The organism is Nocardioides daeguensis (assembly GCF_019192965.1).
Taxonomy (GTDB): domain Bacteria; phylum Actinomycetota; class Actinomycetes; order Propionibacteriales; family Nocardioidaceae; genus Nocardioides; species Nocardioides daeguensis.
Genome location: NZ_JAHTKU010000025.1, coordinates 71,283 through 86,926, shown reverse-complemented (window position 1 = coordinate 86,926; position 15,644 = coordinate 71,283). Strand labels below are relative to the sequence as shown.

The following is a 15,644-nucleotide window of genomic DNA, read 5'->3' as shown; positions in this document are numbered from 1 at the left end:
CGGGCCGACCGCTATATGAGGACCCAGACGTGGTGCGGAGATGGAGAAGAGGGCCTGGACGCCTCCGCTGGGACCCTGCCACAGAGGGGGTCTGGGGCAGGGCCCCAGCGGGGCACTCGGGGCTTCGTCCAGACCTTGGGGGTCTGGGGGCGAAGCCCCCAGTGGTTACTTCTTGGAGTAGTACTCCACGATGAGCTGCTCCTGGATCGGCATGTCGATCTGCTCGCGCACGGGGACCTGGTGGACCAGGATCCGCATGCGGTTCGGGAGCGCCTCGAGCCAGGCCGGCACGATCCGCTCGCCGTGGGTCTCACGAGCCACGATGAACGGGGTCATCTCGAGCGACTTCTCGCGCACGTCGATGATGTCGTACTGGGTGACCTGGAACGACGGGATGTCGACCTTCTTGCCGTTGACCAGGAAGTGACCGTGGGTCACCAGCTGGCGGGCGTGGCGACGCGTGCGGGCGAAGCCGGCACGGTAGACCACGTTGTCGAGGCGGCACTCCAGGAGCTGGAGCAGGTTCTCGCCGGTCTTGCCCTGGCGACGGGCAGCCTCCACGTAGTAGCGGTGGAACTGCTTCTCCAGCACGCCGTAGGTGAAGCGGGCCTTCTGCTTCTCCTGCAGCTGGTTGCGGTACTCGCTCTCCTTGACCCGCGCGCGGCCGTGCTGGCCCGGGGGGTAGGGGCGCTTCTCGAAGGCGGCGTCGCCGCCGACGAGGTCGACGCCGAGACGGCGCGACTTCTTGGTCAGGGGTCCGGTGTAACGGGCCATTGAAGTTCTCCTCTAAGTCCTGGTCAGACGCTCAGACGCGACGGCGCTTCGGCGGGCGGCAGCCGTTGTGCGGGGCGGGGGTCACGTCCTGGATGGTGCCGACCTCGAGGCCGATCGCACCCAGCGAACGGATCGCCGTCTCGCGGCCCGAACCCGGACCCTTGACGAAGACGTCGATCTTCTTCATGCCGTGCTCCATCGCCCGACGACCAGCGGCCTCGGCGGCCATCTGAGCGGCGTACGGGGTGGACTTGCGGGAGCCCTTGAAGCCGACGGTGCCGGCAGAGGCCCACGAGATCACCGCACCGGTCGGGTCGGTGATCGTGACGATCGTGTTGTTGAACGTGCTCTTGATGTGGGCCTCGCCCTGAGCGACGTTCTTCTTCTCCTTGCGGCGCACCTTCTTGGCGCCCGCGCGAGCCTTGGGAGGCATGCGTTATCTCCTTGAGAAAGCTGGTCGTGAGGCAGTGTCGAGCCAGAGGCTCAGATCACTTGGCCTTCTTCTTGCCGGCAACCGTGCGCTTCGGGCCCTTGCGGGTACGAGCGTTGGTCTTGGTGCGCTGGCCGCGGACCGGAAGGCCCATGCGGTGACGGCGACCCTGGTAGCTGCCGATCTCGATCTTGCGGCGGATGTCGGCCTGAACCTCGCGACGGAGGTCACCCTCGATCTTGAAGTTCGCCTCGATCTCGTCGCGGAGCTTGACCAGCTCCTCGTCACCCAGCTCGTGGACGCGGAGGTCCGGGCTGACGCCGGTGGCCTCCAGCAGCTGCTGGGCGCGGGTACGGCCGATGCCGTAGATGTAGGTGAGTGCGACCTCGATGCGCTTGTCGCGCGGCAGGTCGACTCCGACGAGGCGAGCCATGATGGCTTCCTTTCAAACGGTTGCGGTGGTGTGGTCGTGATGCGTCCGGGCATTTCGGTTGGTCGAGGTGCGAGCTTGCGAGCCTCGAACCTGCCCAGCTCCGGCCATCCGCGCCGGAGGTGATTCGGTCCCACTCGATGTCGAGCTGGTCGGGACCTAAGCGATCACGTGGATGTCGTATTCAGTTGTCTGCGCCGATGGCGGGCAGCGGGCCTCAGCCCTGGCGCTGCTTGTGGCGCGGGTTCTCGCAGATGACCATGACGCGGCCGTGGCGACGAATCACCTTGCACTTGTCACAGATCGGCTTCACGCTCGGGTTGACCTTCATGTCAGCCCTTTCTTGCTAGTGGCGGAACAGGCGAGCGGTGGCTCACTTGTAGCGGTAGACGATCCGGCCGCGCGAAAGGTCGTACGGGGAGAGCTCCACCACCACGCGGTCCTCGGGGAGGATCCGGATGTAGTGCTGGCGCATCTTTCCGCTGATGTGAGCCAGGACCTTGTGGCCGTTGCTCAGCTCGACGCGGAACATGGCGTTCGGAAGGGCCTCCACGACGGAGCCCTCCATCTCGATGACGCCTTCTTTCTTCGCCATGTCTCACAATCTGCTCGGGGATGTTGTGTCTACCGGTGGTCCGGGAACCTCTCTGCCGCCCGCGGGCAACCGAGTGGACCTCGTGGGCCGTGCACCACACACGGAACCCACGTTGGACCGACACGCCAGTCTATGTGCCGAGGCCAACGAACTCCCAATCCCCGAGGCCGGCGGGCACCGAGGGACGAGGTGTCCGCCGTGAGCCGAGGGGGTTGAGGGCGCCCGCGACCGAGGGACGAGGTCGCGACGGCGTGTCTCGAAACCCCGAGGCCGGCGGGCACCGAGGCACGAGGTGTCCGCCGTGAGCCGAGGGGGTTGAGGGCGCCCGCGACCGAGGGACGAGGTCGCGACGGCGTGTCTCGAAACCCCGAGGCCGGCGGGCGCCGAGGGACGAGGTGTCCGCCGTGAGCCGAGGGGGTTGAGGGCGCCCGCGACCGAGGGACGAGGTCGCGACGGCGTGTCTCGAAACCCCGAGGTCGGCGGGCACCGAGGCACGAGGTGTCCGCCGTCAGCCGAGGGGGTTGAGGGCTCAGCCGGCCAGCAGCTCCAGGGTCCGCACCCGCGCGGGCGAGGTGCGGGGGTCGGTGCCGCGGAACGCGCCGCCGACCGGGTTCACCATCACCTCGTCGACGCCGTACGTCGACGCGAGGTCTGCCAGCTCGGCGCGCGCGCCGGCCGCGTCGCCGATCACCCAGCGCCGGCGCATGGCGTCGACCAGCTGGTCGTGGGCCTCGGGCAGGCCGGCCTCGACGATGGTCTCGGCGTCCTCGACGCTGCGCTGGGCGACCAGCGGCTGGCCGGTGCGCAGCGCGAGCATCTGCAGCAGCTGCGGCAGCGCCAGTCGGTGGGCCTCCTGCGCGGTGTCGGCGACGGAGGCGTTGACGGTGAGGAAGGTCCGCGGCTGCGCGAGCTCGGGCGAGGGCTGGAAGGTCGACCGGTAGAGCTCGAGCGCCTCCGCGGTGCCGGAGCCGGAGAAGTGGTGGGCGAACACGTAGGGCATGCCCTTGGCCGCGGCGAGGCGGGCGGAGTAGTCGGAGGACCCGAGCAGCCAGATCTGCGGCACCGACTGCGCGGCCGGGGTGGCCTTGAGGACGTGCTGCGAGCCGCGCAGGGCCAGTCCGACGCCGGCCGGCTCCATCATGGCGAGCACGTTGTCGACGTACTCGGGGAAGTGCGTGACCGCCTCCTCGCTCACCCCGCCGGCGCCGTGCCGCAGCGCCCAGCTCGTGACCGGGTCCGTGCCCGGCGCCCGGCCGATGCCGAGGTCGATCCGACCCGGGAAGGCCGCCTCGAGCAGCGCGAACTGCTCGGCGACGACCAGCGGTGCGTGGTTGGGCAGCATCACTCCCCCGGAGCCGACCCGGATCCGCTCGGTCGCGGAGGCGACCAGCCCGATCACGACCGGCGGGTTGGTCGCCGCCACCGCCGGCATGTTGTGGTGCTCGGCGAGCCAGTAGCGGCGGTAGCCGAGCCGGTCGGCGGCGCGGGCCAGGTCCAGGGTCGCCGCAAGGGCGTCGCCGGTGGCCTGGTCGCTGCGGACGGGCACGAGGTCGAGGACGGAGAGCGCGAGAGACATCACCAGGTCCAAGGCGCCCGACGCCCCGGGCATTCCCTCAGTCGCGGGCGGCCTCAGCGCTGCGTCGCACCAGCAGCAGGCCGACGCCGAAGGCGGCGGCACCGAGCAGGCCCAGCATGACCAGGTCCATCAGGTAGTGCCCGGCACCGCTCTGGGCGATCCAGTCCGCACGGTCGGTGCCCTCGAACCGGTCGACCAGCTGGATCGCGGAGGCGGAGGCGGCATACCCCCAGCGGGAGGGTGAGAGCCAGGCGATCTGCTCGAGGAGGACCCGGCCGGCGATCTCGAACAGGGCGCCGGAGAGGACCAGCTGGAGCATGACGAGGCCGACCAGGGCAGGCATGGTCTGCTCGGTGCTGGTGACCAGGGCGGACAGGGCGAGGCCGATCACGACCATGACCGCGGACAGGACGGCGATCGCGAGGGCGACCCGGAAGGTGCCGGCCGTGCCGTCCGCGCCGGGGAGCCCGACGGCGGCGAGGAAGGTGACGACCAGGCCCTGGACGAAGGCGGCGGTGCCGAGGACGAGGACCTTGCTGGTGAAGTAGAGGCCGGGCGAGAGGCCGACGGCGTACTCGCGCCGGAAGATCGGCCGCTCCCCCACCAGCTCACGGATGGCGAGCGCGGTGCCCATCAGGCAGGCCGCCACGATCAGCACGGTCAGGCGCTGCTGCGCCTCGCCGATCCGGCCGCCGGCCTCGAGGACCGAGAGGCCGTTCTCGCCGGGCACGACGCGGCTCAGTGCGCCGAGGATCAGCGGGAGCAGGACGAGCATGCCGAGCAGCAGCCGGTCGGCCAGCACGACCGCGAGGTTGCGCTTGACCAGGGTCGTCAGCTGGCGGGAGGCGGACTGGCGCGGCGGAGCGGGCACGGCGCCGGCGTACGACTGCTGCAGCGACGAGGTGTCGACCGAATGCTGGGGCACGGGGATCCGCTGCCACAGGTCGGCGTCGTCGAGCAGGTCGAAGACCTCGGGGTAGTTGGTCTTGCCGAAGTGGGCGAGCACGCCGGACGGCGGGCCGAAGTAGGCGACCCGGCCACCGGGGGCGAGCACGAGCACGTTGTCGCACACGTCGAGCGCGAGCACCGAGTGGGTGACGACCATGACCACGCGGCCGTCGTCGGCGAGGGCGCGCAGCTGGCGCATGACCTCGAGGTCGAGCCCGGGGTCGAGGCCGGAGGTCGGCTCGTCGAGGAAGAGCAGCGGCGGCGCGGTGAGCAGCTCGGTCGCGATCGAGACCCGCTTGCGCTGGCCGCCGGAGAGCTGGGTGCCGATCCGGTTGTCGAGACGCTGCGTCAGCTGCATCTGGTCGGCGACCGTCTGCACGCGGTGGTCCCACTCCTGCGCCGTCGTGTCGGGCGGCAACCGGAGCTGGGCCGCGAACCGCAGGCCCTGCCGGACCTTGAGCTGCGGGTGGAGGATGTCCTGCTGCGGCACCAGGCCGATCTGGAAGCGCAGCTGGTCGTAGTGCTGGTAGAGGTCGTGGCCCTGCCAGATCACCCGGCCGTGGCTGGCCGGCTTGAGGCCGGTCAACGCGCCGAGCAGCGTCGACTTGCCGGCGCCCGAGGGGCCGATGACGGCCGTGAGGCTGCGCGGCTCGAGCTTGAACGAGACGTTCTCGATGAGCCGCTTGCCGCCGGCGACGACCTGGGTCAGCCCGTCGGCGTACAGCGTGAACTCGTGGGCCGTCGCGGAGGCGATCAGCTGGTGGCCGTCCCAGCGGAAGGTCTGGTTGCCGAAGATGACCTCGGAGCCGACCGGGAGCTGGACGGCGCCCTGCACCCGGTGGCCCTCGACGAAGGTGCCGTTGAACGAGCCGAGGTCGTGCAGCACCGCCGGCGCGCCCGGCGTCGCGGGGTCCAGCCGCGCGTGATGCCGGCTGACGAGGGGGTCGGCGAGCACGATGTCGTTGGTCTGCTCACGCCCGATCGTCAGCGACCGCCCGGTCTGGAGCTGCTGGGGAAGCACGACGGAGTGGCCGTGGGGCAGCTGTCCCGGAGGGAGTACGCCGGCCGGCCGCCAGGCGTCGACCGGCCCGCCGCTCGCGGGGACCTGCGGCGGCGGCAGGTTCTTCCAGAACTCCCCCGCCGGCGCCGGCTCCTGGGTCGGCACCGGCCGCGAGGCCGGCTGCTGGACCGGCGGGAGCGGCTGCACCGGCTGCACCGGCTGGGCGGCAGCAGGCGCGGGCGGAGGCGGCGGCGGCACGGCCGGGGCCAGCACGCTGACGACGACCGGCTCCCCGGTCGGGCCGCCGAGATGGAGGCTGACCGGGGCCCCGGTCAGCTGCAGGCGGCTGACCCGCTGGCCCGAGACGTAGGTGCCGTTGCTGCTCTGGTCGACCACGACCCAGGCGCCGTCCTCGACCTGCAGCACCACGTGGTGCCGCGACGCCTTGGCGTCGGTGACCGCGACCTCGCAGTCGAGCTCGCGCCCGACCACGACCCGCGGGCCGTCGAAGGTCCGCGTCTGCCCGGCCCACTGCACCTGGAGTCGATCCACGACGCACACCCTAGGGCGTGCGGGTCGGGCGCGGCGGGTCAGCGCCAGTCGGGGCCCGCGGTGTCGTCGACGTCGGCCGCGTCACGCGGGGCGACCGCGTGGTCGGGCACGTGGTCGTCGCCGCCGTGCGAAGACCTCAGCAGGCTCGCCACGGCCGTGACGACCAGGGTCACGATGATCACGCCGAGGCTGAACAGCGAGGAGATCTCCGGGGCGCCGTGCACGCCGTGGCCACCGTTGATGAACGACAGCTCGTTCTCGTGGAGTGCGTGCAGGACCAGCTTGACGCCGATGAAGGCGAGGATGAACGCCAGACCCAGGGACAGGTAGACCAGCTTCTGCAGCAGCCCGCCGAGCAGGAAGTAGAGCTGGCGCAGGCCCATCAGCGCGAACACGTTCGCGGTGAAGACGAGGTAGGGCTCCTGGGTGATGCCGAAGATCGCCGGGATCGAGTCGAGCGCGAACAAGATGTCGGTGACGCCCAGCGCGATGATCACGATCACGATCGGCGACACGAACCGCACGCCGTTCTCGACGTACCAGAGCTTGAGGCCGTGGTAGGCCTCGCCGACCCGCATGTGCTTGCGCGCGAAGCTGACGATCGCGTTGTCCTCGGGGTGCTCGTCCTCGTGGCTGCCGTAGGACTTCACCAGCTTGAGCGCGGTGTAGACCAGGAACGCGCCGAACAGGTAGAAGACCCAGCTGAAGTTCTCGATCAGGGCGTAGCCGAGGGCGATGAAGATGCCGCGGAAGACGAGCGCGAGCACGATGCCGACCAGCAGCGCCTCCTGCTGGTACTTCCGGGGCACCTTGAGCGCCGACATCAAGATGATGAAGACGAAGAGGTTGTCGATCGACAAGGAGTACTCCGTCAACCAGCCGGTGTAGAACTCGATGCCGTAGTCGTGCCCGTGGTGCACGAGGATGAACGCACCGAACGCGAGGGCAGCTCCGACGTAGAAGCTGAGTGCGATCGCGCACTCCTTCATCGTCGGCTCGTGCGGGTCGCGGGCGATGACGAAGACGTCGAAGAGGAGGACTCCGACGGTCACCGCGATGGTGATCGTCCATTCGAGGGTGGTCACGTCCATAGAGGTGTCCCTTCAGGGGCGGATGCGTCGACAGGTCGCCCGAGGTCTCTTCCGCTGTCGACGGCTGGTGCGCCGTCTCGCAGCCTACGGGACCGGAGCGGGCGACTTCGACCGCTCGTGATGACGAGCCCGCAGCGAAGGAGTACTCCCCCCTGGTGCCCGGATCCTCCCACGGGCGGAGGAAGCGGGTCCAATCAGCCGCCGGTGGGGACCGGTCAGGGCAGGCCGGTGACCCGGGCCATCGTGGCCAGCTTGGCGCCGGTCTCGCGGACCTCCGAGGCGGGGTCGGAGCCGGCGACGATCCCGGCGCCGGCGAAGAGCCGCAGCCGCGGACCGTCCATGACGGCGGCCCGGATGGTCACGGCGAACTCGCCGTCGCCGTACCGGTCGACCCAGCCGACGCAGCCGGCGAACCAGTCGCGCAGGTCGCCCTCGAGGTCGGCGATGACGGCGTTCGCCGCCGCGGTGGGTACGCCGCCGACGGCCGGCGTCGGGTGCAGGAGCTGGGCCAGGCGCAGCGCGCTGGGGCCGTCGACCGGGTCGGCGAGGCGGGCGTGGATCGGGGTGGCGAGGTGCCAGACCGTGTCGGTCGAGAGCAGCTCTGGGGTCGCGGGGTACTCGATCTCGACGCACACGTCCTTGAGCGCGTGCACGATCGCCTCGACCACGAACGCGTGCTCGGCGAGGTCCTTGGCCGACTCCTGCAGCCCGGCCGCACGGCGCAGGTCCTCCTCGGCGTCGCTCGAGCGCGGGACCGAGCCGGCCAGCGGGGTGCAGGAGATGACCGCGCCCTCGCGGCGCACCAGCAGCTCGGGGCTGGCACCGACCAGGATCGGACCCTCCCCGTCGGTCGAGGAGTCGAGCGGGACGCTGAACACGTAGCGGCCCGGCCGCGTGGTGAGCAGCCGGTCGATGATCTCGGCGGGCACCAGCGGCGGTGTGCTCACGACGTCGAGGCACCGGCCGAGGACCACCTTGTGCAGGTCGCCGTTGGCGATCTTCTCCAGCGCGGCGGCCACCATCGCGGCGTACTCGTCGGGCGTGGGGAACTCGGTGACCTGGTAGGTCCGCTCGACCGTGGTGTCCGCCTCGGGTCGCTGCAGCGCGTGCTCGGCGCCGGTCACGAAGTGCGCCAGGCCGGGCGCGCCCGCGGCGAAGGACAGCGCGCACAAGGCCCGCTCCCCCGGCTCGAGCTCGGCGACGACCGCATCCGCCCAGGCGGGGTCGGCGCCGTCGGGCACCTCGGAGGTGTGCCGCACCGCGTGGGCGATGTAGGCCTCCTCGCCCGATGCGAAGAGCATCGGGCGAGCCGCGAGAGCCGCTGGTGTGATCGGGTCTCGCGCCATGCCACTCAGCCTAGTTGACGCCTGCTGCGGACCACCGCGCCGAGGCCGGCGAGCAGGAGCAGCAGCCCGAGGGCGACGTGCCAGGGCCGGTAGGGCGCGCCGGCGTTCGGCAGGCCGCCGCCCCTGCCGACCTCGTTGCCCGCCACCTCGTCGAACTCGTTGACCACCCGCACCGAGGCCTGCCCCGGACCGGTCGTCGTGGTGAGGTCGACGGCGATCGTCGGCTTCTTCGACGTGCTCGCCTGGCCGGCGACGTTCGCGGTCATCGTGGTCGACGAGGCGCCGCCGTCCTTGGTCTCGGTGAGCGTGCAGGCCGCGCTCGACGGCAGCTCCGGGTACGACGCCCGGTAGCCGTTGCCGCGCGACAGCAGCCGGGTCGCTCCCCCCGGGACGTCGAAGGCGACCCGCTGTCCGTCGACGAGCCAGGTGCAGGCGAGGGCCACCCGGAACGGCCCCTCGGCACCGTCGATCGCGGTGTCGCCGACGACCTTCTTGACGACGTCCAGGGAGGTCAGCCGGAAGTCGTTGGTCGCCGTGACGGCCACGTGGCTCAGCTCGCCCTGCTGGTCCGGCGCCGGCACGACGACGGTACCGTCGGCCGGTGCGAGCGCCGTCGACGTCGCACCGCCGGTCCCGGTCTCGCGCACCGTGCACGACGTGCCGACCGGGAACGGGCCCACGGTGCGGGTGCCGCCGGCGGTGAGCCGGACCGTCTCGTCGTACGGCGTCTGGCCGCGGTAGGTGCAGCGCACCCGGAAGGAGAAGGCGCCGGTGCCCCAACGCGCTCCTCCGGCCCCGTCGACCTTCTTCTCCACGGTGACCGTGCCCGCGTCGTAGGCGTTGGTGACCTCGACCGCGGCCGGCTCCGTGCCGGTCGCGACCGTCGCGGACCCGTCGCCGTGGTCGACCACGTCGCCGCCGGTGACGACGACCCGGTCGGCGAAGAACCGGTCGGTCTCGGTGACCACGCAGGCCGCGCCCACCGGGATCGTGTCGGCCGGCGCCGTGAAGGTCTCGCCGTCGCGCAGCGTGAACTCCAGCTCGGTCGTGCCGGAGCCGTCGAAGGTGACGTCCTTGCCGGTGATCGAGGAGCAGCGCAGGGTGAAGGTGAACGGCCCGAAGGTGGTGCCGGTCGCCTCGGTCTGCACCCGCTTGGTCACCGACAGTCCGGTGTACCGGTAGTCGTTGGTGATCGTGGCGGTGCCGGTGACGTCGGTGACGGGGATGGTCACCGGCGTGCCGGAGCGTGACGTCTCGCCGAACTCGCCGACCGCGCCCTGCTCGGTGAAGGTGCAGGAGCTGCCGTTCGCGCTGACCGGGACGCCGTCGACGACCGCCCGCCAGTCACCGGCCCGGGTCAGCGTGACCTCCGCGCCCGCGCCGAGGTCGAGGGCGACGCCTCCGGCCTCGCACGCGACGTCGACCTTCACCCGGGCCGGGGCATACCCCGCAGCAGGCCCGGTGATGTCCTTGCGGATCTCGACCGAGCCGGTCCGCAGGCGGACGCCGACCCGGTTCGGCGCGATCTGCCGGAAGGCGGTGACCCCGGTGTACTTGAACTTGATGCCGTGCTGGTTCCACGCCACCAGGTCCGCGGCCGGCACGTCCCGCTCGACACCGCTCGGGTCGGCGTCGGAGGCGAGCACGTTGAGCGTCGAGAAGGTCACGTCGACCGCCTGACCGGCGCGCAGCGAGCCCGCGGTCGTCGTACGGAAGTCGAGGTGGACGCGGATGCCGGTCACCTTCGACCAGTCCGTGCTCGCGTCCGCGACCGACCAGCTCTCGCCGTTCTGCTGGCACACGGGCTGGGTCGTGAGGTTGGTCCAGGTGCCGACGCAGACGCCCGCGCTGGTGGTGACCTCGACGGTCCGGGTCGTGCCCGCGGGGGCGGAGACCTGCAGCGAGTCGGCCACCAGCTGGGGCCGGTACGCCGAGCCGCGCTGCCCGCCCGACACCAGCTGCCGGTCGCCGCGGACCGGGAGCTGGTCGAAGACGGTCATCTCGTCGATGTTCACGGTGCCGGCGTTGATGCTGTGCAGCACCCAGTCGTCGGTGCCGTCGACCTCGCTGTTGGCGACACAGGGCGAGCGGTAGTAGGAGCCACCGGTCGCGGCCAGGTTCGGCGCGCACACCGCGGTCGGGTCGCCGGGCTGGTTGGCGCCCGCGAGCGAGCCGCGCACCCCCTTGACCGTGTACAGGTTGGGCCCGGTGATGGTGCCGACGTAGTCGGACGTGCCGCAGGTGTGGGCGTCCTGGCCCCAGTCACCGGTCAGTGGCCCGCCGGCCACCGTGTTGCGGCAGGCGGTGAGGTTCTCCTCGGTGCGCGCCGTCATGGTGTTGGTCGCGGTCTGGCCGGTGCCGAGCCCGGGCTGCAGCTCGAGGTGCAGCCGGATCCCGAACACCTCGCCGGGCCGCATCTGGGCGCCGCCGGCGGGCCAGGTGAAGCGCAGCACGGAGCCGCCGGACTCGGGCGTCACCGTCACGTCGTCCGACAGGGTGCCGGCCGGGTCGGCGGTGTACTCGGGCGCCGGAGTGCCGGTGTACAGCAGCTCGGGCGGCAGCACGTCGCGCAGCTCGGTCAGGGTCAGGAAGCCGGTCCCGGTGTTCTTGACGGTGAGGTCGAACGGGACGTTGTCGCCGACCGACGCGAGCCGGTTGCCGTCGTTCGTGAGCTTGCGGACCGCGAGCTCACGGGTGCCGTGCGAGAGCTCGACCCGGGCGGTCGCGTCCTTTTGCTCGGAGTCGTTCCCGTCGGGTCGGGTGGTCCACGAGGTCTGCGTGTTCGGCACGGTGCCGGTGAACTCCACCGACTCGCCCGAGTCACGGTAGGTCTCGCGCAGCTGCACGGTGAACCGCGCCGTGGCCGACCAGTTCGGGGCCGGCACGGTGGCGGAGAGCAGCTTGCCGTCGGCTCGGGTGAAGGCGAACCGGACGCCCTGGACGTCGGCGTTCGCCACGCCGGCGGGCAGCGCCGCGGTGGCGGCGGGCGTGCCGAGGACCCACTGGGCGCCGTCGTACACGTCGACCTGGACCCGGTCCGCACCGGCCGGCAGGGTGACCGCGCCGAGGCCGGTGAACCGGAAGGTGTTCCAGAAGTCCGGCGAGCCGGCCTGGTCCTCGATCACGACCCGCTGCGGCGAGAGCGTGCTGCGCGGAGAGGTGCCCTGGTCGGCGCCCAAGGTCACCGTCACCGGCACGTCGGGCGACGGCTCGTTGATCAGCGTCGGGCTGACCGACTTGGTGGGCGCGATGTTCACGACCCCACCGGTCAGCACCACCTTCGCGTCGGCGACGTCGCCGGTGGCGACGCCCGGGCTGGTGACCGGGTCGTAGGACTGGGCGAACACCCGGTTGACCACGTCGAGCGTGTCGGGCGCGCGCAGCACCTGGTCGGCGCCCGTGCTCCGCAGCGTCGGGCGGAGCCGGGTCTGCAGGGTCATCGTCAGGTTGTTGTCCTGGGTGATCGTGCCACCGGACGTCGCCGGGTTGGTCGGCTGGAAGGTCACGCTGATGCCGACGACCGTGCCGGGGTCGGTGATCCCGGCGTTGACCGCCGCGGCGGTGGTCTGCTCGGCGGTGTAGTCGCCCGTGGCGGCGTCGTACCGAAGCAGCCAGACGACGCTCGCGGCGAGGTCGACCTGCGCCGGACTGCTGGCCGCGATGGCCACGCCGGTCAGGTCGAAGCGCTGGAACGGGTTGGGCCGCGACGGGTTGCCGAGGTGGTCGGCACCGAGGTCGAACGGGTTGGCCCGCGCCCCGGTCGCGTCGGCGGCACTCTGGCAGGCCTGCAGCGTGGTGTCGGTGCAGGCCGCCGGGTCCGTGAGCCGGACGTACGACGCCCGCGCGGTCGACCCGTTGTGCCCGGTCAGGGTCCAGGTGGCCGTCGGGTAGTCGCCCGGGGCGGTGCCCACCGGCGGCACGTGGATCTGGGTGGTCGGCGTGACTGCCTTGGCCACCGCGACACCCGGGTCGGGGTCGAGGATCTGGATGGTGTCGGCGTCGGTGTCGGTTACCTCCGGGCCACCCGCGCTCGGGGTGCCCGCGATCTCGACGTCGTTCTCGACCAGGCCCTGGTCGGACGTGTTGTAGGCGCGGTCCTCGATGACGAAGGCGCCGTCGGAACGGGCCTGGTCACGCACCTGCCAGACCAGCGAGAACCGGCGGTCGGTGCTGCCGGCGCCGACGCCGGTGCCCGGGGCGGGCGCGAACGGGTCGAACGCCGCGCCCGGCTGCTGGGCCGCCTGGCGGGCGGTGGTGTCGGCGGCGGTCTCGGCGAGCGTGATCCGCACGCCGACCGTGGAGGCACGCTGCGCGTCGGTCAGGACGTAGCCCTTGAAGCCGCGGCTGGCGTCCAGCCACGAGCCGCCCGGAGCCGGGACGTCGGTCCAGCCGGCGCCGTCGTACAGGGAGACCCGGGTGACCGTGTCGTAGCGCAGGTACCAGCCGCTCGTGTACGGCGTGGAGCTCGCCGCGACCGGCTCGATCCGGACCAGGTCGAAGGCGTCGTACACGGTCTCGGCGACCGGCGTGGTGGCCGGGTCGACGCCGTCGGTGATCACGACCGGTGTGTGGCCGGTGCCCACGTTCCAGTCCAGGTGCGTCGTCGAGCGGTCTCCCGACTGCGCGTCGACAGCCGCGTCGACCCAGGTCTTGCGGATCTCGACACCATCGCCCGGGCCCCCGTCGTCGGTGACGACGGTGCCGGTGCCGGTATCGCCGTCACCGTCGTGGAGCGGGGCGCCGCCCGCGGACTCGCCGTCGGACTCGACGGTCGCGGAGTTCACGTACGCCGTGGGCCGGTCCGGGCCGGGCGTGATCACGCCACCGTCGCGCAGGTCCCCACGCGCCACGAACTCGATGTTGGGGGTGACGGTGGTGTCGCTCGGGAAGCCGGCGGCGTTGTGGAACGAGAACCGGATCCCCTGCACGGTGTCACTGCTCAGGCCGAGGCCGGCGAGCAGGGCTGCGGTGGCGGTGGCGTCGCGCCGCAGCACGCTGGCTCCGGCCTCGGGCCCGTGCACCAGGAGGGCGTGCCAGGTGCCGTCGGCACCTTGGACCTCGACACTCAGCTCCGTCCCGGCGGGTACCTGGGTGGGCGCGATCGAGACCAGGTCGAAGGCGTCCCAGAACTCGGCGTCGCCGTTGCCGACGACGTCCTCGACCACGATGTCGTGGACCAGCGCGCCGTCTCCCTGGGCGACGGCATTCGCCTGCAGCGAGGAGATCACGGACTCCCCCGGCTCCACGGCGGCCGAGGGCCGCACGGTCTTGGTCAGGGCGGTGCTGATCGCCGGGTCCACGATCCGCAGCGTGTCGCTGTCCTCGGCGGTGTCGGTGAGCCCGTTGCTCGCCCGCACGTCCGCGTCCACGCGGTTGGTGAGCGTCAGCTCGGGGGCGCCGGCCGTCGCGTCCTCGGTGGTGGCGATCGCGAAGCGGGCGCCGCCGGTCTCGTTGGGCTGGATCGGGCCGGTCCAGTCGATGTCGAACCCGGAGATCTTCGCCGACGGCGGCGCCGGCGTCTGGCCGCTGGTGACGACCACGGTCTCGGTGCCACCCGCGAGCAGGTGGTAGGTGATGCTCGCCTCGGTGGCGGCAGCGGGCCAGCTCAGGGGTGCGGTGAAACCACCGAAGATGACCTCGTCGGTGAAGAAGTCACGGTCCTTGAGCCCCAGTGAGGTGACCGGCACCTCGCCGTTGGTGCCGCCGATCAGCGCCGACGCCTCCTGGCCGGCGGTGATGGTGCCCGGGGAAATGTCCTTGGTGGCGTCGACCGTCGGGATCGCCGGGCGCACGACGTAGGAGGCCGTGGCGTCGTCGGTCATCGTCGGCTGGCCGGCCAGGACCACGCTTCCGGTCGCGACGTTGTCCACCCGGTGCTCGGCGGTCGACAGCCCGCTGTTGTCGTTGCGGTGCGTGGCACGCTGCTCGAGACCGAGGTCGGCCTGAATGCGCGCACCCGGGGCGATCTCGCCGGTGCACGTGATCCGGACGCCGCCCACGTCGGCGTTGCTGACGCCGGCCGGGAGTGCGAGCGGATCGGCAGCGGCCGCCGCGCTTCCCTCGACCCAGGCCCACGCGCCCGCCGTACGGACGTAGGCGTCGACCCGGACGGTGTCGCACCCGGCCGGGAGGGCGACATCGCCGAAGCCCGTGAAGTCGGTGATGGTGAACGGGTTGCTGGCATCGAGCGTCGCGGCACCGTCCGGCGCCATCTTCGGCTCCTGCACGCTCAGCCGGCCGACGGGAACGTTGCCGCTGTTGCGGATGCCGACGCCGATGGTCGAGTCGGCGCCCGGCTCGAAGGACTGGCTGCCCGGCTGCCACGACTTGGTGACCTCCGCGCCCATGGTGATCGGTGCGTCGATGGTGATGGTGGCGGCGCTCTGCTTGGCGTCGGCGTTGCTCGCCGAGACCCGCGCGGTGTTCACGATGTCGGCGCTGCGGCCCGGCGGGTAGTCGTCCGGCACCTTCAGCGAGACCGAGATCGTGTAGGTCGTCCCGGCCTGGAGACCGGTTCCCGCCGGACCGTCGGTGACCTGGGCCAGGTCGACGGTGAGCGAGGTGCCGGGCACCACGCTCGCCGGCGGCGTCGCTGCGCCGCCCGGCTGCCAGGTCACGGTGCGCGGCACGGTGGCGGCGTTGGGGCTGAAGGTCACGTTCTGGATCGGGAAGCCGACCAGCTCATCGGGCAGCTCGTCGACGACCTGCGTGTCCAGGCAGTCGTCCTCGGAGCAGCGCACCTGGATCAGGTACGTGAAGGTCTGACCGGGCTGCGGCTCGGCCCGGTCGACGACCTTGTCGATCTGCAGCGAGTCCGGCGCGCCCTGCGACGGTGGCACCACCGCCAGCATGCCGATCGAGCCCACCAGCATCGCGAGGGCACCCACGGCCCAGCGACGACG

General features: G+C 71.6%; 10 protein-coding genes. All 10 read right to left on the bottom strand.

The genetic code is table 11. From position 1 onward, the window contains the following. Positions 1–165: 165 nt before the first annotated feature. Positions 166–774, bottom strand: a complete 609-nt coding sequence (rpsD, locus tag KU893_RS20360; RefSeq protein ID WP_218236212.1) for a 30S ribosomal protein S4 — start codon at positions 772–774, stop codon at positions 166–168. A 31-nt stretch (positions 775–805) separates the two neighbouring features. After that, positions 806–1,207, bottom strand: a complete 402-nt coding sequence (gene rpsK, locus KU893_RS20355; RefSeq protein WP_038681087.1) for a 30S ribosomal protein S11 — start codon at positions 1,205–1,207, stop codon at positions 806–808. Between the two features lie 55 nt (positions 1,208–1,262). Beyond that, positions 1,263–1,637 carry a 30S ribosomal protein S13 gene (gene rpsM, locus KU893_RS20350; protein ID WP_036547929.1) on the bottom strand — a complete coding sequence of 125 codons (375 nt, stop codon included), beginning with the start codon at positions 1,635–1,637 and terminating at the stop codon, positions 1,263–1,265. Between the two features lie 214 nt (positions 1,638–1,851). Beyond that, positions 1,852–1,965 carry a 50S ribosomal protein L36 gene (gene rpmJ / locus KU893_RS20345; protein ID WP_004008316.1) on the bottom strand — a complete coding sequence of 38 codons (114 nt, stop codon included), beginning with the start codon at positions 1,963–1,965 and terminating at the stop codon, positions 1,852–1,854. A gap of 42 nt (positions 1,966–2,007) precedes the next feature. Next, complete coding sequence (gene infA / locus KU893_RS20340; RefSeq protein ID WP_028656368.1) at positions 2,008–2,229, bottom strand: translation initiation factor IF-1; 222 nt, start codon at positions 2,227–2,229, stop codon at positions 2,008–2,010. Between the two features lie 529 nt (positions 2,230–2,758). After that, positions 2,759–3,805, bottom strand: coding sequence for an LLM class flavin-dependent oxidoreductase (locus KU893_RS20335; RefSeq protein WP_218236211.1), 1,047 nt, complete (start codon positions 3,803–3,805; stop codon positions 2,759–2,761). 37 nt (positions 3,806–3,842) lie between these two features. Further along, a complete protein-coding gene (locus KU893_RS20330; RefSeq protein ID WP_218236210.1) occupies positions 3,843–6,305 on the bottom strand; it encodes an FHA domain-containing protein in 2,463 nt (820 codons plus the stop codon). A 38-nt stretch (positions 6,306–6,343) separates the two neighbouring features. Continuing rightward, on the bottom strand, positions 6,344–7,396 hold the full coding sequence (locus KU893_RS20325) for a TerC family protein (protein WP_218236209.1): 1,053 nt from the start codon (positions 7,394–7,396) through the stop codon (positions 6,344–6,346). A gap of 215 nt (positions 7,397–7,611) precedes the next feature. Beyond that, on the bottom strand, positions 7,612–8,742 hold the full coding sequence (locus tag KU893_RS20320; RefSeq protein ID WP_218236208.1) for an isochorismate synthase: 1,131 nt from the start codon (positions 8,740–8,742) through the stop codon (positions 7,612–7,614). A gap of 5 nt (positions 8,743–8,747) precedes the next feature. After that, positions 8,748–15,629: a DUF5979 domain-containing protein gene (locus KU893_RS20315; RefSeq protein ID WP_218236207.1), complete on the bottom strand. Its 6,882-nt coding sequence runs from the start codon at positions 15,627–15,629 to the stop codon at positions 8,748–8,750. Between the last annotated feature and the right edge of the window lie 15 nt (positions 15,630–15,644).